This is a genomic window from Ruminococcus sp. YRD2003, from assembly GCA_900109435.1.
Lineage (GTDB): Bacteria > Bacillota > Clostridia > Oscillospirales > Ruminococcaceae > Ruminococcus > Ruminococcus flavefaciens_G.
This window is the reverse complement of the sequence record FNZT01000007.1, coordinates 29,980-49,427: the sequence shown is the minus strand read 5'-3', so window position 1 is coordinate 49,427 and position 19,448 is coordinate 29,980. Positions and strand designations below refer to the sequence as shown.

The window sequence follows — 19,448 nt, the reverse complement described above, 5'->3', positions numbered from 1 at the left end:
TGGTATCTCCGAGGGATTGTCCCTCGGAGATTTTGTTATTAAAGGGTTATAATTTCACCATTCTAGGATATCATCCTGTCAATAGCTATTGCCTTGTCGGGCATGAATGTGAAGTAGATGACTATGTGATTACCGCAAGTCCTTGAATGCTTGACTGCCTTTTCGTAGACCTCGATGCGCCAGATAAAAGTTTTCAGTATCTCAGGAGTGAGCATATGTATCTCTGTGTACTGCTTGGCGTTGTTAATGAAGTCTCTGACACACTTCTCTCGCACTTTCATCTTGTCCATCTGAGAATCGAGAGTGCTGAGCTTGGCTTTTATCTCTGACTGCTCCTTCTCGAAGTTAGCGGAGAGAATATCGTAGCGCTCATCCGTGATCTTTCCGTTTGACCTGTCCATGAATAGAAGCTGTATCGCATTGTCGAGCTGACTAATTTTGGATTCATATTCGCTTCTAAGCTTTTCATTCTCCTTAAACTGCTTTTGAGCTTCAACCTCACCATTTGCCATTGCCATTGCATAAAACTCATCGGATTTGTCTCGTGCGTATCCGACTACCTGTCTCAGATACCGAAGTACAATACTGTCAAGCACCTTTTCTCGAATGTAGTGAGCGGTACAGTCCGTGACACGGCTTTGATAGCCGCCGCACATATAGTTATTCTTCTTCGGGTCAAGCGTTCTCGCTCGGTGTAGGTAGAGCTTTGAACCGCACTCCGCGCAGTAAAGGAAACCAGCGTACTTGTCGGTCTCGCCATACTTGTCCGATTTCTTTCTACCCTCATAGTGCTTCTGTACGACATCAAACAACTTTCTCGAAATGATTGCTTCATGCGTGTCCTCAAAGATAAGCATATTCTCAGGCTCATTCTTGAGCGTCTTTTTGAGCTTGTAGGACTTTGTGTATGTGCTGAAGTTGACCGTGTCGCCGCAGTAGATTCGATTCTTCAGCATCTCCCTGACCGTTTTCAGCGACCAACGGTACGGCGAGCTTGTTTTCTGCTTACCCGACTTTCGTGCCGCATACGCGCTCGGAGTAAGAACCTTATCTGCGGTCAGTATGTCACATATCTTTCGGACACCTTTACCCTCAGCACTCATTTCAAATATCCGCTTGACGACAGGTGCGGTCTCAGGATTTGGCATCAGATGTTTGTTCTCGTCCTTCATATAGCCGTATGGAGTTGTTGTTCCGACGCGCTCTCCTCGCTCACCTTTAGCTCGCTGCACTGCACGTATCTTCTTCGAGCAGTCACGGGCATACATATCGTTGAACAAGTTTTTGATACCTGACATCTCATTAAACCCGTTCGCGCTATCAACGTTGTCAGTTACCGCAATGAAACGAACATCATAAGCGGGGAACACCAACTCCATGAGCCTGTCTGTCTCCAAGTGATCACGTCCAAGTCTCGACTGGTCTTTCACAATTACAGTTCCGACCAATCCATTCTCAACATCGCTTAGCATATGAACGTACTCGGGACGTGTGTTATCGGTGCCGCTGTAACCGTCATCGACGTAATACTGACAATTGCGGAAGCCGTTCTTGTCTGCGTATTCCTTCAGCATAAGTCTTTGATTTTCAATTGACAGCGACTCTCCTGCACGCAAGTCCTCCTGACTGAGACGGCAATAGAGCGCTGTTATCTGTTCCGTGTTTGATTCTCTCATCATATCCTCCTGTTCCGAAGCGGCTGCTTCTTGGAATCAAACCGAATAGGATACACCCACAGTATATCACTACTCGGCTTGAAAGTCCAGAACTTTTTCAGCAGATCCTGTCGCCGTTTATCAAGTGTTTGATCTTATCCTCAACGGTTTCGCTCGGCTTTTCAGGAGGTTTGAAAACAAGCGTCACGTCAAAGGTTTGTCCGTTAATGGTAATCTTCTTGTCAACGCAAAGATTTTTTTCATTAGTTTCAGATTTCATATGAACTCCTTTCACGTCACACTTTTTCAAACTTACTATTCAGTTTTAAAAGAATCTCTGACTCCGGTCACACCTCCCTGATTATAGGCGATAATTGTAGTTTTTTCTTTTTCTGACCCCAAGATTTTTCTCGTTTTCTTATTTTGACCTCAATTTGCAAATACTGTAAGTTCCGATTTTTCGGCGGGCACTGCCCGTCCGAGGTGAATTGGATGGCGATTTGACGCCAGCCTTTTTCCTGCAAACCAAAAATGGGCACGGGTTCTCCCGTTTCAGCGGCAGGGTGGAATGCCGTCTGCGATGCTTGTCTTCCCAAAAGGGAAGACTTTTTGTCACCGCCGCCACTTTTTCTTTGCCAATAGTATTTGTGTGGTAACTGTAACAAAACAGGCAGATATTTCTCAGAATGAAAATCTGCCTGTTTTATATTGTCGTTTTGTAGAAATGAATATCAAATACCGCACCGTGAGGCTTGCGGTTGGATGCTTTCAGGCTTCCGTCCTGTGCTGAGATGACCTTTTTTGCAAATGCAAGACCGATACCGAATCCGTTTTTCGTGTACTCGGAAGAACGATAGAAACGCTCAAATATATGCGGCAGTTCCGCTTCAGGTATGCCTTCGCCTGTATCGGTTATCGTGATCTCTGTCGCTATATTGCTGCCCTTTGCGCTCACAGTGACCATGCCGCCTTCGGGTGTATGTTCGATCGCATTTTTCAGCAGGTTCACGACTGCCTCGGATGTATAATGCATATCGCCGATGAATTCGGGGTCTTCATTGATTTTTGTCCTGATCTCCACGCCTTTCAGTTCTGCCATTACCGATACCATTTCAACAGACTTTTCTATTAGCTCGCGGCATGAAACCGTGTTCTTTTCGAATTTTACCGCATTGGCTTCTATGCTTGAAATGCTCAGCATGGTTTCTATGAGCCATTTCATGCGTGCCAGCAGCTCATACAGGTCGCGCAGATACTCAACGCGTTCCGTGTCCGTCAGGTCGGAGGAGCGCATAAGTCCGAGTATCATCATGACGGAAGTAAGCGGTGTGCGCAGCTGGTGAGAGATGTCCTCCAGTGCTTCTTTTGCGAACTGCTTTTCGTTTTTCAACTCTGCATTCTGCTCGCGCAGACGAATCGTCATTTTATGAATTTCCGCAGAAAGCACACTCAGCTCGCCCTCTTTGTATTCGTCAAACGAGATGATGTCATCGCTGCGAAGGATACGGTCAATGTTATCGCACAGCTTCATAACCTGATCCCGTCTTTGGGAGAGAATCACCTCATAGAACAGCATAAAAGCCACCGATGTGATGACGACTGTAACGGCGCACGGGATACTGAAAAATGTGCAGATTGCGGCTCCTGCGGCGGTCAGGAGAATGTTGATAAGCCTGCGTTTTTTATCTCTCATTCATCCACCGCCTTGTAGCCGAGACCTCTGACAGTGACGATGATATGCGGATCCTGTGGTTCTGTTTCGATTTTTTCACGAAGACGGCGAATATAAACGCTCAGTGTGTTATCGGAAATGAACTCCTTTGTCAGCGACCAAAGCTCCTCCGCAAGCCTGTCACGGGAAAGCAGTTGATTCTTGTTGGAGAAGAATACCAGCAGCAGACGGTATTCGAGCGCGGACATTGCTATCTCGCTGCCATTTTTTCGGACAATGCCCTTGATCGGGTCTATCGTCACATTGCCGCAACGCAAAAGCGGAGAGGTCTTCTGTGCCCTGCGCATGACATTTTTCATACGTGCAAGCAGCTCGCGTGTGCCGAATGGTTTTCCGATGTAATCGTCTGCTCCTATCTCAAATCCGGCGACAGTGCAGGCTTCGTCTGCTGATGCTGTTATGAATATTACAGGGGTATCGTTCTGCGCCTTTATCGCAGCACAGACTGAGTATCCGTTGCCGTCCTTCAGAGAAATATCGAGCAGCACGCAGTCATATGCGTTTTCTTCAAACAGGCGCATGGCGCCCTTTTGTCCGTTTGCATAATCTGTGGTATAGCCCTCAGAATTGAGGAATCTCATAAGAAATCTCGCAAGCTGTTCATCGTCTTCTATAAGCAGAATTTTCGGCATTTCCGTCACCTCCGATCATGTTATATTATATCATTAAACTCTTATGAATGCAAGCGGACGGCAGGAAAACCGTCCGCTTCGTGTTATTCTGTTGTCTCTGCAAGGAAGCCGAGTATGGAGTTTGCTATTTGTTCAGGCTCCTGTGCGTAGAAAATGCCATGGTCACCCGCAACGTATTCCAGCCTGCAATTACCGATCTTATCCATAAAATCGTCCTCTTCTGTTTGGGCTTGTTCTATCTCCCATTCTATCTGTTTCCATTCTGCTCTTGCGGCAGTTTCAGGATCAGTATTAAACGCCTTGCCTTCTGCCTCATGATCCGCCTTCATGCGTTCAAGTGAAGCACGTACATCTGCTTCGCAGGTGTAGAGCGTGGAGAAATAGAGCTTCGGGGTGTCGGTCGGGTGCAGGATCTCTCCCATATGCGTTACCTCCTGCTTTTCAAGGAATATTTCTGAAGCAAAGGCGGCAGTCCAGAAGCGGTTATTGCATAGCTTTGAAAGTCTGAGCTGCTCTTCTGAAAATGTCGCAGCGCCCTGTGTTGCTCCGCCGTCGTAGTTCCTATCGGGAAAGAGTCTGTTCATCCCGAGCCATGTACGCAGGACCAGTCTGCGCATAGCTGTACGTCCTGCATCTTCGGAAGGGAATTCCTCCTCGACGGTATAGGTTTGCCAGAGTTCGCTTTTCGGCGGAATCGAGCCGTCAAGAATGACTATCGCTTCCACTTCATCGGGGTACTGCATTTCCCAGTACAGCGCATAAAAATCGGCGATGGAATGTGCCATCAGCACATAAGGTGCTTCAAAGCCTGCATTTTTCAGTCCCGTGCGGTAATCCTCGACTATCTGTTCCACGGTCCGCGGTTTCAGAGAATCGCCGCTGAATCCGTAGCCTGCTCGGTCGGGATAAACGAGAGTATTCTCCTTGCCGAGCAGCTCGTTCAGCTCAGCCGTCTCAACAGGAAAGGCATAACTTGCCTGTCCTGCAAGCCCGACAATAGTATGCCTGCCGTGTTCCGCACCAGTGGAGTAAACGTTCATCTTAAAGCCGTTTGAGTCCACAAGGTTGAGATAGCCTGCCTTTTCGTATTCTTTCCTGTCCTGCAAATACGATACAACAGAATAGGTACGCAGTCCTGTGATAGCGATAACAACTGCACTCAGAACTGCTATCACACTGTTTCGGAGAATATGCGATCTCTTCGTGTCGAGCTTTAGCTCCGAACCTCTGATCTGGTCGGAGAGGCTCTCTGTGTTCTGCGTTCTCAGCATCACAAGCGATGTGACACAGCCTGCTGCAAATGCGGCAATGGAAGAGAGGACAATCCGGACAAACGGCTTGACAGGATCGATCTGAACCATAGAAATCAACATTTTTCTGGTTCCCGCACTCTCGTCAACCATGGAAGCATTGATGAGTGCAGTCATACCGAATTTCGTGCCAAAAATGATGATTGCACAGATCAGAGCCGAGATGATCGCTGCCGCTCCCGTAAATTGCAGACATTCGATCATCGCCATGCGGTCAAGCTGTCTGTCTGTCATGCCCATGCATTGCAGGGATGCCAGCTCACTGCGGCGGTTTGCAATGCCCGTAGAGATAATGTTCAGCAGATTGATGAGTGCCGCCAGCGCAATGAGCACATTCAGTATCATCACACCTGCTCTGACGGACGCCATTAAATTTTGCGTTTTCCACCTTGTTTCGTAGAGATCGGCTTCGAGGCTGACCGTATCGGAATGCTCCTTGAACCAGTCCAGAGCTTTTTTGTGGTCGGCAGCATTGTAATTGCCCTTGCCGTTGTAGGAAAACGCAGCGGAAATTCCGTAGATATTATCCCCGTACCACTCTTCGGCAATGTCTTGGTAGGTTTCGATCGCACCGAACAGCACAGCACCGTCCTGCTTGCGGTTTACATTCCCGAGCACGCTGACTTCATGTGCCTGCGGTTCGTCATATTCACAGACCTTAGAAAGCTCATTGTTCATCATACCTGATGTGTCCAGTCCGGCAGGAAGCGTTCTGCGCGAGGTATTGATCTGCAAGGTGTCCTGCATTATCGCTTCCGATACTTCCGACGAATCCTTGCTTTCCTGATTTAACACATACCCGCCCGTGCGGACAAGCTCGTCATAGCTGACAGATGTACTGTTGCCGAAATATTCCGCATAGGCTTCTCTGTTGAGATAGCGGACAATGAGCTTCTGCTTTGAGTCTTCAAGCGAATACTGTTCCATGACTTCCACGCTGATATCCTTGAATAATCCGCTGTCTGCAAGCTGCTGCACGGAGTCCTCAAACGATATGTCGCGGTTGTTATTTCCGATGTCTGCGGAATAATCATAACTCATATCCTCACCGTACAGATAGCTTGTCTGATAGGTGAGGAAGCTCTTTTCAACAGTGTTTGCGATAGATGTGAACAGCGCAAACATTGTGATAGAAACGGTCAGCGTCAGCACCGTGATGACAAAGCGCTTTTTCTGCCGCCTTGCATTTCGGGAAGCTATACTGCCTGAAACGCCGAACAGCAATCCCGAAAGAGAGTGCCGCTTGACATTCTCCACATTGTTTGCACGAGTCGTAATTGCTTCCATAGGTGTCTTTTTGATGATGCGCATTCCAACGCCGTAAGCGGAGAGAAATACCCATACCACGCCGACTGCTGCTGCAACAAGCAGCATTTTCCAGTCAATGCTGAACGGCAGATAGATCTTAGCATTTGTCATTCCCTGAAACAGATCGGAAAGTCCCGATGCAAGCAGTACGTTATACATCAAATATGCAAGCCCGATACCCGCCATTAGTCCGAATGGTACACCGATGATACACAGCCGCAGTCCTTCGTAGGTGATGATCCTGACGATCTGCTCGGGCGTTGCGCCGATGGACTGCAAAACGCCGTAGTGACGCTCACGCTCCTTTGACGAGACTTCAAACGCCGTGTCGATAATGAGACGAAGCGCAAATGCGATAAGCACGGCAAAAATGAAGAAGATACAGAAGATTCGCAGCTTGAAGAGGTGTGCGCCGTCACCAATACCGTCTATCATCATGAGGTTGTCGTTCCATTCATAGGCGCCGTGCATACTGTTGTTTTTGCTTCTTTGATATTGCTGAGACGCGCCGATCTGCTCGGCTGCATTCATCAGCCATGTTTCGCGATTGCCGATATCGCTGCCGAATAACACAGCAGCCCTAACAGTGCCGTCCTGTGTGCGGCTGAGCTTCACAGAGCGGACTTCCTCGAAATCCGCCATTGCTTCGCCCTGTTCTTCGGTCAGCTCGCTGAAAACCAGATGATACGGCGCACTGCTGTAAAAGGCGTTTTTGAGACAGTTCATACACACGCCGTAAAGAGTAAAGATCATCGTAATGACCGCCACAGCAGCGATGATGCTGACACAGGTAAATACCGACTGCCGCTTTTGCACTTTGATATATCTGGAAGCAAGCAGGCTTTCATATCTCATCATTGCTGTCAGCCTCCCCATGTGTGGAATTGCCCTCGTCCGATATGATCTTGCCGTCACTCAGTACAATGACCCTGTCGCATTGCTCGGCTATTTTCTCATCATGCGTGATAATGATGATAGTCTGCTTTAACTCCTTATTAGAGCGGCGAAACAGTTCCATGATCTCAGCGCTGTTCTTGCTGTCGAGGTTGCCTGTCGGCTCGTCAGCGAGAATAACCTGCGGCGAGGTGAACAGCGCTCTGCCGATGGAGACACGCTGCTGCTGACCGCCTGACATCTGCGAAGGAAGATGATCTCTGCGTTCTTTCAGTCCGAGCATATCGAGTGTTTTTTCGAGGTGTTCCTTGTCCGGCTTTCTGCCGTCCATCATAATCGGAAGCGTAATGTTTTCTTCGGCAGTCAGAACAGGAATCAGATTGTAGAACTGGTAGATCAGCCCGACCTGCCGTCTGCGGAAAATTGCAAGTTCACGGTTGTTCTGCTGAAATACATCCTGCCCGTCAAGATAGATTTTGCCGGAGGTCGGGCGGTCAACTGCACCGATCATATGAAGGAGCGTGGACTTCCCCGAGCCGCTCGCTCCGATAATTGCGACCATCTGCCCCTTCGGAACACTGAACGACACACCGTCCACCGCTTTGACTTCATTTTCACCTTTACCGTATACCTTGTAAAGATTTTCAACTTTTAACAGTTCCATAACGATACCTCCTGTTCTTTTGATTCTATTATAGCACGTTTATATGACAAAGCCATTATCTGAATCTTACAGTTTTGTCATCTTTACACAACAGTTCATTTATTATACTGACAAAGAAAAATCCCGACACTTACTGTATCGGGATTGTTGTCCTATTCGGTTTTAGTATGTTTTCTTCGTTAAGGACCGTGAGCATTGAGGAAGAACCCTTTTTCAAAAGGGTTTCCCTCAATAAATATCCGTATTGCTTCTGTATGAATACAGTCCTTACTGTATCGGGCTTTTTCATATTCTGAGCGGAGCTGGCTTAAAATCATTCACTTGTAAGAAGGAGCTCCACAGCCTTGTTGTACTGGGCGTCGACGTTTTCGTCCTCGTTCTCGACCTGATAATCAGGCGTAAGACCGATACCGTCGTAGCAGTCGGAAACAGTCGTTCTGTAGCGAGCCACAGTGAGTATGACCGCACCGCCGTTCTCCATTTCGTTTGTTTCCTGCATAACGCCCTTGCCGTAGGTCTGCGAGCCCACGACGGGAGCCTTGCGGAAATCGCGCAGGGAAGCTGCAAACAACTCTGCAGCGCTGGCTGTATCGGAGTCCACGATAGTCACCATAGGAAGGTCGAGCTCTGATTCGTCGGAGTAGATTATAGTTTCGGTGTGGCCGTCCTTGTACTCGGCCTCAGCGATAACGCCCTCTGGGAGGAGCGGGTCGAGGCATTCCTGAAGTGCCGTCATAAGTCCGCCGCCGTTTCCGCGGAGGTCGAAGATAAGCGATTTAGCACCGTTTGTAGTGAGCCGTTCAAGAGCGTCTATGAACTGCTGAGGCGTATTCTGTTTGAAGCCTGTTATCTTTATATAGCCAATCTGACTGCCGAGCATTTCCGCTTTGACAGTTTTTATCTCGATAGAGCGGCGCACGAAGGAGTATTCCTGCTCCTTGCCATCGCGGCGGACGGTCAGCGTCACGGGCGAGCCCTCGGTGCCGCGCATAGCGTCCATAGCCTCGCTGAAGCCTGCCTCCTTGACGTCGAGCCCGTCGATAGCAGTGATGATGTCGCCGTCGAGCAGACCGGAATCGAAGGCAGGGGAGTCCTCCATTATCTCGGAGATACGCATATAACCGCTCGCGTCCTCGGCGAGTGTAAGACCGAGACCGACGAGCTCACCGGAGTTCTCGTTCTTTTCGGTGAGGTATTCAGCGGCGGTAAGGTAGCGGCTGTACTTGTCGCCGATACCCGAGACATAGCCCTTCATGAGCCCGTCGCTGAGCTTGTTTTCGTCGATATCGCCGTAGTAGTTCTCGCGGATATAGCCGTCGAGTGTCTGCAATGAGGTATATTTCTTTGATTTCTCGGTAACGTCGACGACCTTCTTGTTGAAGCTTTGCAGCGAGAAGAAGGAGGTAAGTATGAAGGTCACCGCCATTGAGACTGCGATAAGGCTGAGCGCAAGACCGAGGCTTATCTTTTTATTCATAGGTTATCACTTTCTTTGTGGATTTGAACATCGAAAAGGAACGCCGAAGGCGGCGTTCCCTAATAAATGTCCGATAAAGGTGTTTGTGTAGGGGCGCCCTTCGGGCGTCCGCAGGCATACGCGAAACTATCGGACCGCCAAAGGCGGCCCCTACAAAATGTCTGATAAAGGTGTTTGCGTAGGGAACGGCGTCCTCGGCGTTCCGCTCGCCCGAATATGCGCGTTCGTTTTCTTTTGCGGGCGCTCGGAAAGCGCCCCTACGGAATATCCGTTGATACGCATTGTGTGTAGGGGCGAGTTCCGCTCGCCCGAATCATCACATTTTCGGTATTTCCTTGCGGGCGGCGGGACGCTGCCCCTACGATTCATTTCAGAGCGTTACGGGCTGACGTAGCCCATCGGGTCCTGACGGACGCCGTTGACGTATACCTCGAAGTGGAGATGCTCGCCTGTAGACCAGCCTGTCGAGCCGACGTAGCCGATCACTTGTCCCTGCTCGACGTAGTCGCCGACCGAGACTGCCGCAGACGTGAGGTGACCGTAGAGGGTCGAGTAGGTGCCGTCGTGGGATATGGCAACGTAGTTTCCGTATCCGTTTCCGCAGCCGCAGGAACTTGATTTTCCGTAGTTATGACTGCATGAGTTGTTCATTCTTATGACAGTTCCGGAGCGTGCAGCCACGACAGGAGCTCCCATGATACCACCGTCGCTTATGTCTATGCCTCCGTGTAAAGTACCCCAGCGGTAGCCGTAATAGCTCGTTATGCCGCTGTGACCGGGAACAGGCCAGGCAAGACCTGCCGCACCGGAATTGACAGTAAAGTTCATAGGGCCTGTGTAATTGCTGGTATAGCCGCCGCTCTGCTGCTGGAGCGAGCGAAGCCTTTCCTCCTCAAGGCGCTGAGCCTCGGCAGCCGCAGCTGCTATCTCAGCCTCTATCTCAGCCTGCTCGGCTGCGAGAGCAGCGTTATCGGCTTCGACAGCGGCTTTGTCGCGTTCGAGGTCAGCCTGCTCGCGTGCGAGGCGGTCTATCTCGGACTGAGTCTTCATTAGCTGTGTATTGAGGACAGCCACCTCGTCCGCCTTTTCCTTTTTACGTTTTTCCTGCTCTTCGAGCTTCATCTCGAGTGAGAGCTTTTCGGTTTCCATTTCGCTCTTGGACTGTTCGAGCGCATCGATCTCGCCGAGGATATTCTCGATGAGCTCGTCATCGTACTCGGCGATGCGGTTTATCATCTGTACGCGCGACATCATGTCGTAGAAGCTGTCAGAGCCGAGGATAACGGACGCAGACGACTCGTTGCTGCTGATATACATAGCGCAGAGACGCTGCTTGAAGAGTTCGATATTGCTGTCTATCTCCTCCTGCTGAGTATTGATGTCCTCGTCGAGGAGGAAAATGTTGCCCTGAGTGGCGTTGATATCGGTAGCAATGGTATCGAGCTCCTGATTGAGGAGGTTGATATTGTCCTGAATGCAGCCTATCTGCTTGTTGAGGCTTTCCTGATAGGCACGCTCGTTGTTCTTGTCACCTTCGAGGCTGTCTATCTCCAGCTGAAGAGCGGCGATCTTCTCATTATTAGCCTTGCGCTCCTCCTGTATCTCCTGTATGGTCTTAGCGGAGGCGTCCTGACAGTTGTCCGTCACAGCGGGATATGCTGCTACAGCTCCGACCGATACGGCAGCACAGCACAGGAACGTGAGGATCTTCTTTGTTACTGTAAGCTTTCTCATATCTGATGAACTTACTCCCTTTCGTATTTTTATGTAGGGGACGGCGTTCACGGCGTCCCGTATTTTCGGTTTTCTGACGTATTGCACGTCCGCCGACCACGTACCTCGGTACGTGATTCGCGGATATGTAATGGTCGTTGGATATCATATTGTAGGGAACGCCGCCCTCGGCGTTCCGCAAGTTTTTCTTTAGCTCACGGACGCCCAAAGGGCGCCCCTACGGAATATCCGTTGATACGCATTGTATGTAGGGGCGAGTTCCGCTCGCCCGAAATGAAGTCGTCTTTATGCGGGTGCTCGGAAAGCGCCCCTACAAAATGTTCAATGACCGATTGCGTAAGGAACGCCGCCCTCGGCGTTCCGCAATTTTTTCTTTAGTTCACGGACGCCCAAAGGGCGCCCTACGGAATATCCGTTGATACGCATTGTATGTAGGGGCGAGTTCCGCTCGCCCGAAATGAAGTCGTCTGTATGCGGGTGCTCGGAAAGTGCCCCTACAAAATGTTCAATGACCGATTGCGTAGGGAACGCCGCCCTCGGCGTTCCGCAAGTTTTTCTTTAGCTCACGGACGCCCCTACGGAATATCCGTTGATACGCATTGTATGTAGGGGCGAGTTCCGCTCGCCCGAAATGAAGTCGTCTGTATGCGGGCGCTCGGAAAGTGCCCCTACAAAATGTTCAATGACCGATTGCGTAGGGAACGCCGCCCTCGGCGTTCCGCACGAATAATTAACGGCATTTTATTACGCGGGGCGATGTAAGCATCGCCCCCTACAAAAAAGTTCGTTTAAACGTCGATATGACGGCGTGTGCTGACAACGCTTCCGACAGCGCCGACGAGCGAACCTACCACAAGGTAAGCGATCGCCACCCAGAGCTGGATCCTCTCGAAGGGGATGATGCTTCCCACGCCGAATGCACGCATGAGCGTGCCCTGCTCCATAAGTATGCGGAATATGGAGCGGTAAACAGCCATAGTGATAAAGAACGCACCTGCACCTGCGAAGAAGCCCGTCACCATACCCTCAACGAAGAAGGGGAACCTGATGAAGGAGTTCGTTGCACCAACGTACTTCATTATCTGAATTTCCTCGCGGCGTGCGAAGACGCTCGCCTTGGTGGTATTGGAGATCATTATCATCGAGACAGCCGACAGCGCGATGATGACAGCGATAGCGATCACCGAAACTACTTTTCTCAGCTCGCGGAGGAATTCCGCTACCTGCGGTGACGAACTTGCGCTCTGGACCTCTTCTATCCTGCCGATATCGAGAGTAGTCTCTTCAATGTGGTCGTTGTTGAGGACAGTCACCTTAAAGCCGTCGGGCATGAACTCGTAGCTGTCTATGTAGTCGAAGATAGCCTTGCCCTGCTGTATCTGGTTCTGCATACGGTTGTATGCTTCCTCCTTGGAGATATATTCAACAGTGTCAACGTTATCCATATTCTGGAGCTGCGCCTGTATCTGCTGAACTCGCAGGACTTCCGTAGCTGGGTCGAGGTAAACGGCAATCTCGTTCTGATTGCCGAGGCCGAGTATCATCGAGTTCATATTGAAGTAGAACAGAGCCGAGCCACCGACGAGCAGGAGGGAAATGAGCAGTACGCAGAACGTCGCGAAAGCCATCATTTTATTCTTCCAGATATTCTCGATACCCTGATTTGCGAGGTATTTGATACCGCTTATCTTCATTGCTGAACACCTCCGTTTCCGTTGGTGTCTGCAAATCCGCCGCTTGGAGTCACTATCCTCTGGTCGGGGAGAACGATATTACCCGTATTGCTGACTGCGGCGGCTTCCGACATAGCCTGAGCGAGCTCCTCCTCGGGGAGGACTTCGTCCACGCCCGAGATGACCTCGTCGAATACTATCTCGCCGCCCGTGATATTGATGATACGTCCGCCGAAGTGACGAACGAGGTCATGCTCGTGAGTGACCATGAGTATCGTAGTACCCTGGTCGTTAATGCCTTTCAGCAGCTCGACTATCTCGTAGGAGAGCTCGGGGTCGATATTACCCGTAGGCTCGTCCGCGATGATGAGCTGAGGGTCATTGACGAGCGCGCGCGCGATAGCGACTCTCTGCTTTTCACCGCCCGAGAGCTCGTCGGGGTATGAGTTGGTCTTGGAGTGGAGCCCCACCAGACTGATAACGTATGGGACTCTCTTTCTGATATATTTGAGCGGAGCGTCGATGACGCGGAGAACGAAAGCGATGTTCTCGTACACGGTCATTGACGGGATGAGGCGGAAGTCCTGAAAAACGAAGCCGAGAGTGCGGCGGAATTCGGGGATCTTCCTCTTTTTGAGCTTGCCGAGATTGTAGCCGTTGACGGTGACAACTCCGCTCGTAGCGTCTATCTCCTTGAGGAGAAGCTTTATCATGGTACTTTTTCCCGCGCCCGATGAGCCAACGACGAAAGCGAAGTCGCCGTCGTTGATTTTCAGGCTGACGTTGTTCAGTGCGTCAACGCCGCTTGAATAGGTCACGGACACGTTCTGAAGCTCTACCAAAGGTTACACCTTCCTTATTGTTCATGTGTCTGTTTGAAGCCATTAGCCTTTAGCTATTGGTATCGCCTTGCGGCGATAATTTTTGTAGGGGCGCCCTTCGGGCGTCCGTGCCATACAATAAAATGGCTGCAACAACGTGTAGGGGCGGATACTATCCGCCCTTGCGTATGTTTTTGTTTTGTAGGGGCGAGTTCCGCTCGCCCGTTTATTAGTGTTCATTTTCTTTCGCGGGCGCACGGATAAGCAGCACACCAAATCTTTGATTTGGATTGTGATGCTATATGCAGCTTTGCTGTAATGCGCCCCTACGATGGTATTGTGTAGGGAACGCCGCCTAACTGGCGCCCGTCCCCTCTGTCAACTTCGCTGACATCTCCCCGCACTGCGGGGAGTCACCCTCGGCGTTCCGTGAATATGCGTGTAATTGTCGGGCGGATGATATCCGCCCCTACATCAGAACTTAACAGGGTTAGCCGAGAGGTACTTCTTGACCATGAGCGCGATCTTGAAGATGATAGCGTGGTCGAACTCGCGGAGGTCGAGACCTGTGAGCTTCTTGATCTTTTCAAGTCTGTAAACGAGGGTATTTCTGTGAACGAAGAGCTTTCTCGAAGTCTCGGACACGTTGAGGTTGTTCTCGAAGAACTTCTGTATAGTGAACAGCGTTTCGTGGTCGAGCGAGTCGATAGAGCCCACCTTGAACACCTCATGGAGGAATGTCTCGCAGAGAGTTGTCGGGAGGTGGTAGATAAGGCGAGCGATACCGAGGTTATCGTAGCTCACGATGACCTTGTCGGTGTCGAATACCTTGCCGACTTCGAGAGCCATCTGAGCCTCCTTGAACGAGCGTGCGAGGTCCTTTACGCCTACAACGGCAGTACCGATACCAACGTTCACGCGGGTATAGAACTCGCTGCTGAGCGTATCGGCGATAGAGCGAGCGAGCTTTTCGAGGTCCTTGGAATCGACGGTGCTCTTGAGCTCCTTGACGAGAATGATATCGGACTCGGTGATGTTGAAGACGAAGTCCTTGTTCTTGTCGGGGAAGAGGTTCTGGATAACGTCATAAGCGGAGATATCGTTTGCCGAAACTATCCTGATGAGGAAAACAGCGCGGCTTATCTCGGCGTTGAAGTGGAGCTCTCTTGCCTTGATGACGATGTCACCTGGGAGGACATTGTCGAGGATAACGTTCTTGATGAAGTTGTTGCGGTCGTACTTCTCGTCGTAGTACTGCTTGATATTGGAGAGGGTGATAGCGAGTATCGAAGCATACTTTGCAGCAGCGTCGTCAACGCCCTCTACGAATACCGCATAGTCGGGCTTGACACGGGAGCCGAAGGGCTTGTAGGTGAAGCCGTCGCGGATGAAGATATCGTGTGAATCGCTGAGGTCGAGAGAAACGAACTCATTGGTAGTGCCCACGCGGGTAAGGTCGCTGCAGGCGATGATAGTGGCTGTCTCGTCGACAACGCCGATAGTAGCGTCGATAGTATCGCGCATCTGATGAACTAAGCCCTGAAATAATCTGTTTGACATAATTTGCACCCTTCTTTTAATTTTATGATTGTTTCCGCTTTCAAAGGTATCGTTCAAACTGCGAGCCTGTAGAGACAAGCTCCGAATATATTACAAATTGTAACATATGAAGATGAACATTCAGTTAATAAATTGTTAACTTTTCTTTAAAAGCCTGAAATATAAACAAGAATTATGTGTTAGCATTGTGATAAACTGCTAAACGAGCGAAAACATTTGTAACCGAAATGTAATTATTGGTTCTAAGCTGTCAGCTATTAGCTGAAGGCGTCTGCTTCACATCTTCTCGGGCTGTTCTATCTTGAGGATAGTCAGCACGTTGCGGAGTGTCTGCCTTACCGCAATACTGAGAAGTATACGCGCATTCATGAGCTCGTCCGAGCCTGCGTTCTTTACGCTGCAAGCGTCATAGAAGCGGTGGAAGAGCGTCGCGAGGTCTATCGCGTACTTCGTGAGCTTGGCGGGGTCGTAAGTCTTTGCCGCGAGCTCTATCTCATGCGGGAGCGACGCGATGTGGCGGATAAGCTCTATCTCGCGCGGGTCGCTGAGGAGCGTGAAGTCCGCGCTCTCGGGAACAGTGATGCCCTCTGCTTCGAGGTTTCGGAGCATACTGCATATTCTTGCGTGAGCGTACTGCACGTAGAACACGGGGTTCTGCGAGGACTTCTCCACCGCAAGGTCGAGGTCGAACTCGAACTGCGAGTTTGCTTCGCGGAGGTTGAAGTAGAAACGTGCCGCATCTATCGGAATCTCATCGAGCAGCGTGACGAGAGTGATAGCCTTGCCGCTTCTCTTAGAGAGCTTTACGGTCTCGCCGTTTCTCACAAGGCGTACCATCTGCATAAGAACGACATCGAGCTTGTTTTCGTCAACTCCGAGAGCATTCAGCGCTGCTTTCAGACGGGGCACATATCCGTGGTGGTCGGCTCCGAGGACGTTTATCGCCTTGTCGAAGTTTCTCGTCACGAGCTTGTCGTAGTGGTAGGCGATGTCGGGGACGATATAAGTATAGAGCCCGTTGCTGCGCTTGAGGACGAAGTCCTTGTCCATGCCGTAGTCGGTGGCTCTGAACCATATCGCGCCGTCCTGCTCGTAAGCCTTGCCCGCCTCCATGAGCTTGTCCACGACGAGCTTGGTCTCATTCTTGGCGTGTACCGTGCTCTCGCGGAACCAGTTGTCGTACACGATACGGTACTTTTTGAGGTCGCGTTCGAGCCCCGCGATATTTATCGGGAGAGCGTAGTCAACGAGAGCCTTGCGTCTCTCCTCCTCGGAAACGCCTGCGAGCGAATCGCCGTGCAGGTCGTAGTAATTCTTGGCGTGTTCAATGATATCCTGTCCGAGGTAAACGTCCTCGGGCATCGGGAAGTCTTCGGAGCTTCCCTCCTCGCCGTAGATAAGGCGGCAGACCTCCTCGGTGTCAGCGGCTTTCGCGAGCACTTCCTGTCCCTTTTCGGAGCAGATGTGCATATAACGGAGCGAGAGCGACTTGCCGAACTTTTCTATCTGATTGCCTGCATCGTTTACGTAGAACTCGCGTTCTGCGTGGAAGCCTGCCCAGTCGAGCACACTTGCGAGGCAGTCACCGATAGCGCCGCCGCGGGCGTTTCCGATGTGCATGGGACCTGTCGGGTTCGCGGAGACGAATTCAACGAGCACTCGCTTTCCGCAGCCGTAGTCGGTGCGTCCGTAGCTGTCCTTCTCGGAGAGCACAGCGCTCACGGTATCGGCGAACCACTTCCTGCTGAGAAAGAAGTTCATGAAGCCTGGGCCCGCAATTTCAGCTCTCTCGAAGACGGAGCCGCCGAGGTCTATCTTCTCGAGGATGAGCTCGGCTATTTTTCTCGGCGGGAGCTTGAATGCCTTCGCGCACACCATAGCGGTGTTTGCGGCGAAGTCGCCGTGTGACTTGTCAGCGGGTATCTCGATGACGAATGAGGGGAGCGGTTCGGCGGGGGCAGTACCCTCTGCGACGAGAACTCCCAGTGCGTCGTTTATGAGCTTCCTGAGCTCGAGCGACGCCGATTTGATGAGGTCTGACATTGGTGTTATCCTTCCTTTTATATGTATGTGATTTTGGTGCTTGTGCAGGGGCGAACGTTGTTCACCCGATTATATGTTCAGAATCGTGAAAGCGAGCTTGCGGGCGTCAACGCGGATCAGCGGCGCGGACACCGCGCTCAGCTCTTGATATTCATAATTATCTCGTTGTCCGAGAGGTAAGACGAGTTGAGGTCGAGGGTATACTTCATGTACAGCCGACCGTCCTTTTCGATAGTGTTGTCGATAGCGTGGGTGTAGACGCCGATGCGCATATCACCGAAAGGGGTGCCGTACTGGCAGTAGTGCTTTCTGCCTATCTCGAGCGAGAGCACCGAGTTTGCCGTGCCTCGCCTTATGATAGAAGCGGAATCGTTGCCGCTTACCGTAATTGTGGTGACCGACCCATCAAAGCCCGTAGCCGAGGTATCCTCATAGGATATCACGTCCTTATCGCCCGACCGCGAGAGCGAAGCGCGCGTGAAGAGCTCGGTCTCGTTTTTTTCGTTGTCCTGCCACTGTATGCTTGTCAGCGAGATGAGAACGTCCTTCTTCATCAGTACGCCCTTTCCGAGTTTTCCAGAGCCTGTTCGAGGAGCATATCCACGAGCTCGGGCATATCGATGCCGAACTGAGCCATAAGCTTCGGGAAAACGCTGTTTAGTCTGAGTCCTGGTGAGGTCACGACCTTGTTGAGCAGGAGCTCGCCGTCCGCAGTGAGGAGGAAGTCCACTCTTGCGAGACCTTTGCAGCCGAGAGCCTTGAATGTCTTGACAGCGGTCTCGCGGATGCTTGCCGCAGTATTGTCTGGGAGGTCGGCAGGGATAGTGAAGTCGTCGAATGAATTCTTTCTGACCTCGGTCGGGTCGTACTTCCTGCCGACGGAGAGGATCTCTCCGACATTGGAAGCGAACGGTGAATCATAGCCGAAAACGGCAACTTCTATCCTGCGTCCCCTGATATATCTTTCCGCGAGGACTTTGTTATCGTTTGAGAAAGCGACCTTGACGGCGGATTTGAGCTCGTCGATATCGTTCGCGAGAGTCGTACCCGCGCTGCACCCGCTGTTGGCGGGCTTGACGATGACGGGGAATCCGAGAGAAGAGGCTATCTCCTCACAGCGCTTGTCGATGTTGTTGATATCACGCTGAGTGATAAGCTTCCAGTCAGCGGTAGGGATGCCGTAGTCGTCGAGCATCATGTGCGTGTGGGATTTGTCCATGCAGGAGGCAGCGGCGAGGTGACCGCTTCCGACGTAGGGTATGCCCGACATATCGAGCAGAGCCTGTATAGTGCCGTCGGCGCCTTTCTTTCCCAGAAGCACGGGAAATACCACGTCTATCCTGCGGATAGTAGCGTCGCCGTCCTCAAGGACAACGATACCGCGGTGGAGCGGGTCGGGGGAGAGTATCGCGGACGTATTGTCGGAGTTCATCTCCCAGCTTCCGTCGGCTATTTCCTCCACGTCCCCGGGGAAGTAGAGCCAGCGGCCTTTTTTGGTGATGCCGATGCAGGTAACGTCGTACTTGTCGGCGGGGATATTGCGGATGACCTCTGCGGCAGAGGCGAGTGACAGCTCATGTTCCTGAGCAGTACCGCCGAAAATAACGGCAGCTTTTATCTTTGCCATATCTTTCTCCTTTATAAAAGTGCTGAAAATAAATATCGTCAATTTCAAGTATTACTATATTTTATCACATTACACAAAAAACTGCAAGTATTTTTTGCGAAAATGAAAGAAAAATTGCAAGCTGAGTACAATGCGGACAAGTTTTAACACTCACGTTTGTGCAATATGACGAGAGCAGCAAAGGATATACGCACATATGTTCGGAAAAACGTTGGTGAAATTGACGGAGCATAAAAACGCAGGCAGCAAATTCGGCTCGGTTTGTGGATAATGAACTAAACGGATATGTCTGCTGCGGTGACCTGTATAAGGGGCACA

The 19,448-nt window shown here is 50.9% G+C and carries 13 protein-coding genes and 1 pseudogene; all 14 read right to left on the bottom strand.

What is annotated here, in order from left to right:
• Nucleotides 1-62 precede the first annotated feature (62 nt).
• Nucleotides 63-1,676: a recombinase family protein gene (locus BMX22_RS06535; RefSeq protein ID WP_074741679.1), complete on the bottom strand. Its 1,614-nt coding sequence runs from the start codon at nt 1,674-1,676 to the stop codon at nt 63-65.
• Between the two features lie 97 nt (nt 1,677-1,773).
• Nucleotides 1,774-1,935, bottom strand: coding sequence for a hypothetical protein (locus tag BMX22_RS16390; RefSeq protein ID WP_177172980.1), 162 nt, complete (start codon nt 1,933-1,935; stop codon nt 1,774-1,776).
• A 423-nt stretch (nt 1,936-2,358) separates the two neighbouring features.
• On the bottom strand, nt 2,359-3,348 hold the full coding sequence (locus BMX22_RS06525) for a sensor histidine kinase (protein ID WP_074741677.1): 990 nt from the start codon (nt 3,346-3,348) through the stop codon (nt 2,359-2,361).
• Complete coding sequence (locus BMX22_RS06520) at nt 3,345-4,019, bottom strand: response regulator transcription factor (RefSeq protein ID WP_074741676.1); 675 nt, start codon at nt 4,017-4,019, stop codon at nt 3,345-3,347. The genes BMX22_RS06525 and BMX22_RS06520 overlap by 4 nt, the downstream gene beginning before the upstream one ends.
• An 83-nt stretch (nt 4,020-4,102) precedes the next feature.
• Nucleotides 4,103-7,495, bottom strand: a complete 3,393-nt coding sequence (locus tag BMX22_RS06515) for an FtsX-like permease family protein (protein ID WP_074741675.1) — start codon at nt 7,493-7,495, stop codon at nt 4,103-4,105.
• Entirely contained in the window at nt 7,482-8,195 is a 714-nt protein-coding gene (locus BMX22_RS06510) for an ABC transporter ATP-binding protein (RefSeq protein WP_074741674.1), read from the bottom strand. The genes BMX22_RS06515 and BMX22_RS06510 overlap by 14 nt, the downstream gene beginning before the upstream one ends.
• Nucleotides 8,196-8,508: 313 nt before the next feature.
• A complete protein-coding gene (locus BMX22_RS06505; RefSeq protein WP_074741673.1) occupies nt 8,509-9,672 on the bottom strand; it encodes a S41 family peptidase in 1,164 nt (387 codons plus the stop codon).
• 378 nt (nt 9,673-10,050) lie between these two features.
• Nucleotides 10,051-11,406 (bottom strand): murein hydrolase activator EnvC family protein, encoded by a 1,356-nt coding sequence (locus BMX22_RS06500; protein ID WP_074741672.1) that lies wholly within the window; start codon nt 11,404-11,406, stop codon nt 10,051-10,053.
• 788 nt (nt 11,407-12,194) lie between these two features.
• On the bottom strand, nt 12,195-13,100 hold the full coding sequence (locus tag BMX22_RS06495; protein ID WP_074741671.1) for a permease-like cell division protein FtsX: 906 nt from the start codon (nt 13,098-13,100) through the stop codon (nt 12,195-12,197).
• A gap of 152 nt (nt 13,101-13,252) precedes the next feature.
• Nucleotides 13,253-13,921, bottom strand: a pseudogene (gene ftsE / locus BMX22_RS06490) (cell division ATP-binding protein FtsE); the annotation flags it as partial.
• 453 nt (nt 13,922-14,374) lie between these two features.
• Entirely contained in the window at nt 14,375-15,460 is a 1,086-nt protein-coding gene (locus BMX22_RS06485) for a helix-turn-helix domain-containing protein (RefSeq protein ID WP_031559540.1), read from the bottom strand.
• 276 nt (nt 15,461-15,736) lie between these two features.
• Entirely contained in the window at nt 15,737-17,503 is a 1,767-nt protein-coding gene (gene argS / locus BMX22_RS06480; protein WP_074741670.1) for an arginine--tRNA ligase, read from the bottom strand.
• A gap of 137 nt (nt 17,504-17,640) precedes the next feature.
• Nucleotides 17,641-18,057: a DUF1934 domain-containing protein gene (locus tag BMX22_RS06475; protein WP_074741669.1), complete on the bottom strand. Its 417-nt coding sequence runs from the start codon at nt 18,055-18,057 to the stop codon at nt 17,641-17,643.
• Nucleotides 18,057-19,130: a D-alanine--D-alanine ligase family protein gene (locus tag BMX22_RS06470; RefSeq protein ID WP_074741668.1), complete on the bottom strand. Its 1,074-nt coding sequence runs from the start codon at nt 19,128-19,130 to the stop codon at nt 18,057-18,059. The genes BMX22_RS06475 and BMX22_RS06470 overlap by 1 nt, the downstream gene beginning before the upstream one ends.
• Nucleotides 19,131-19,448: the final 318 nt, after the last annotated feature.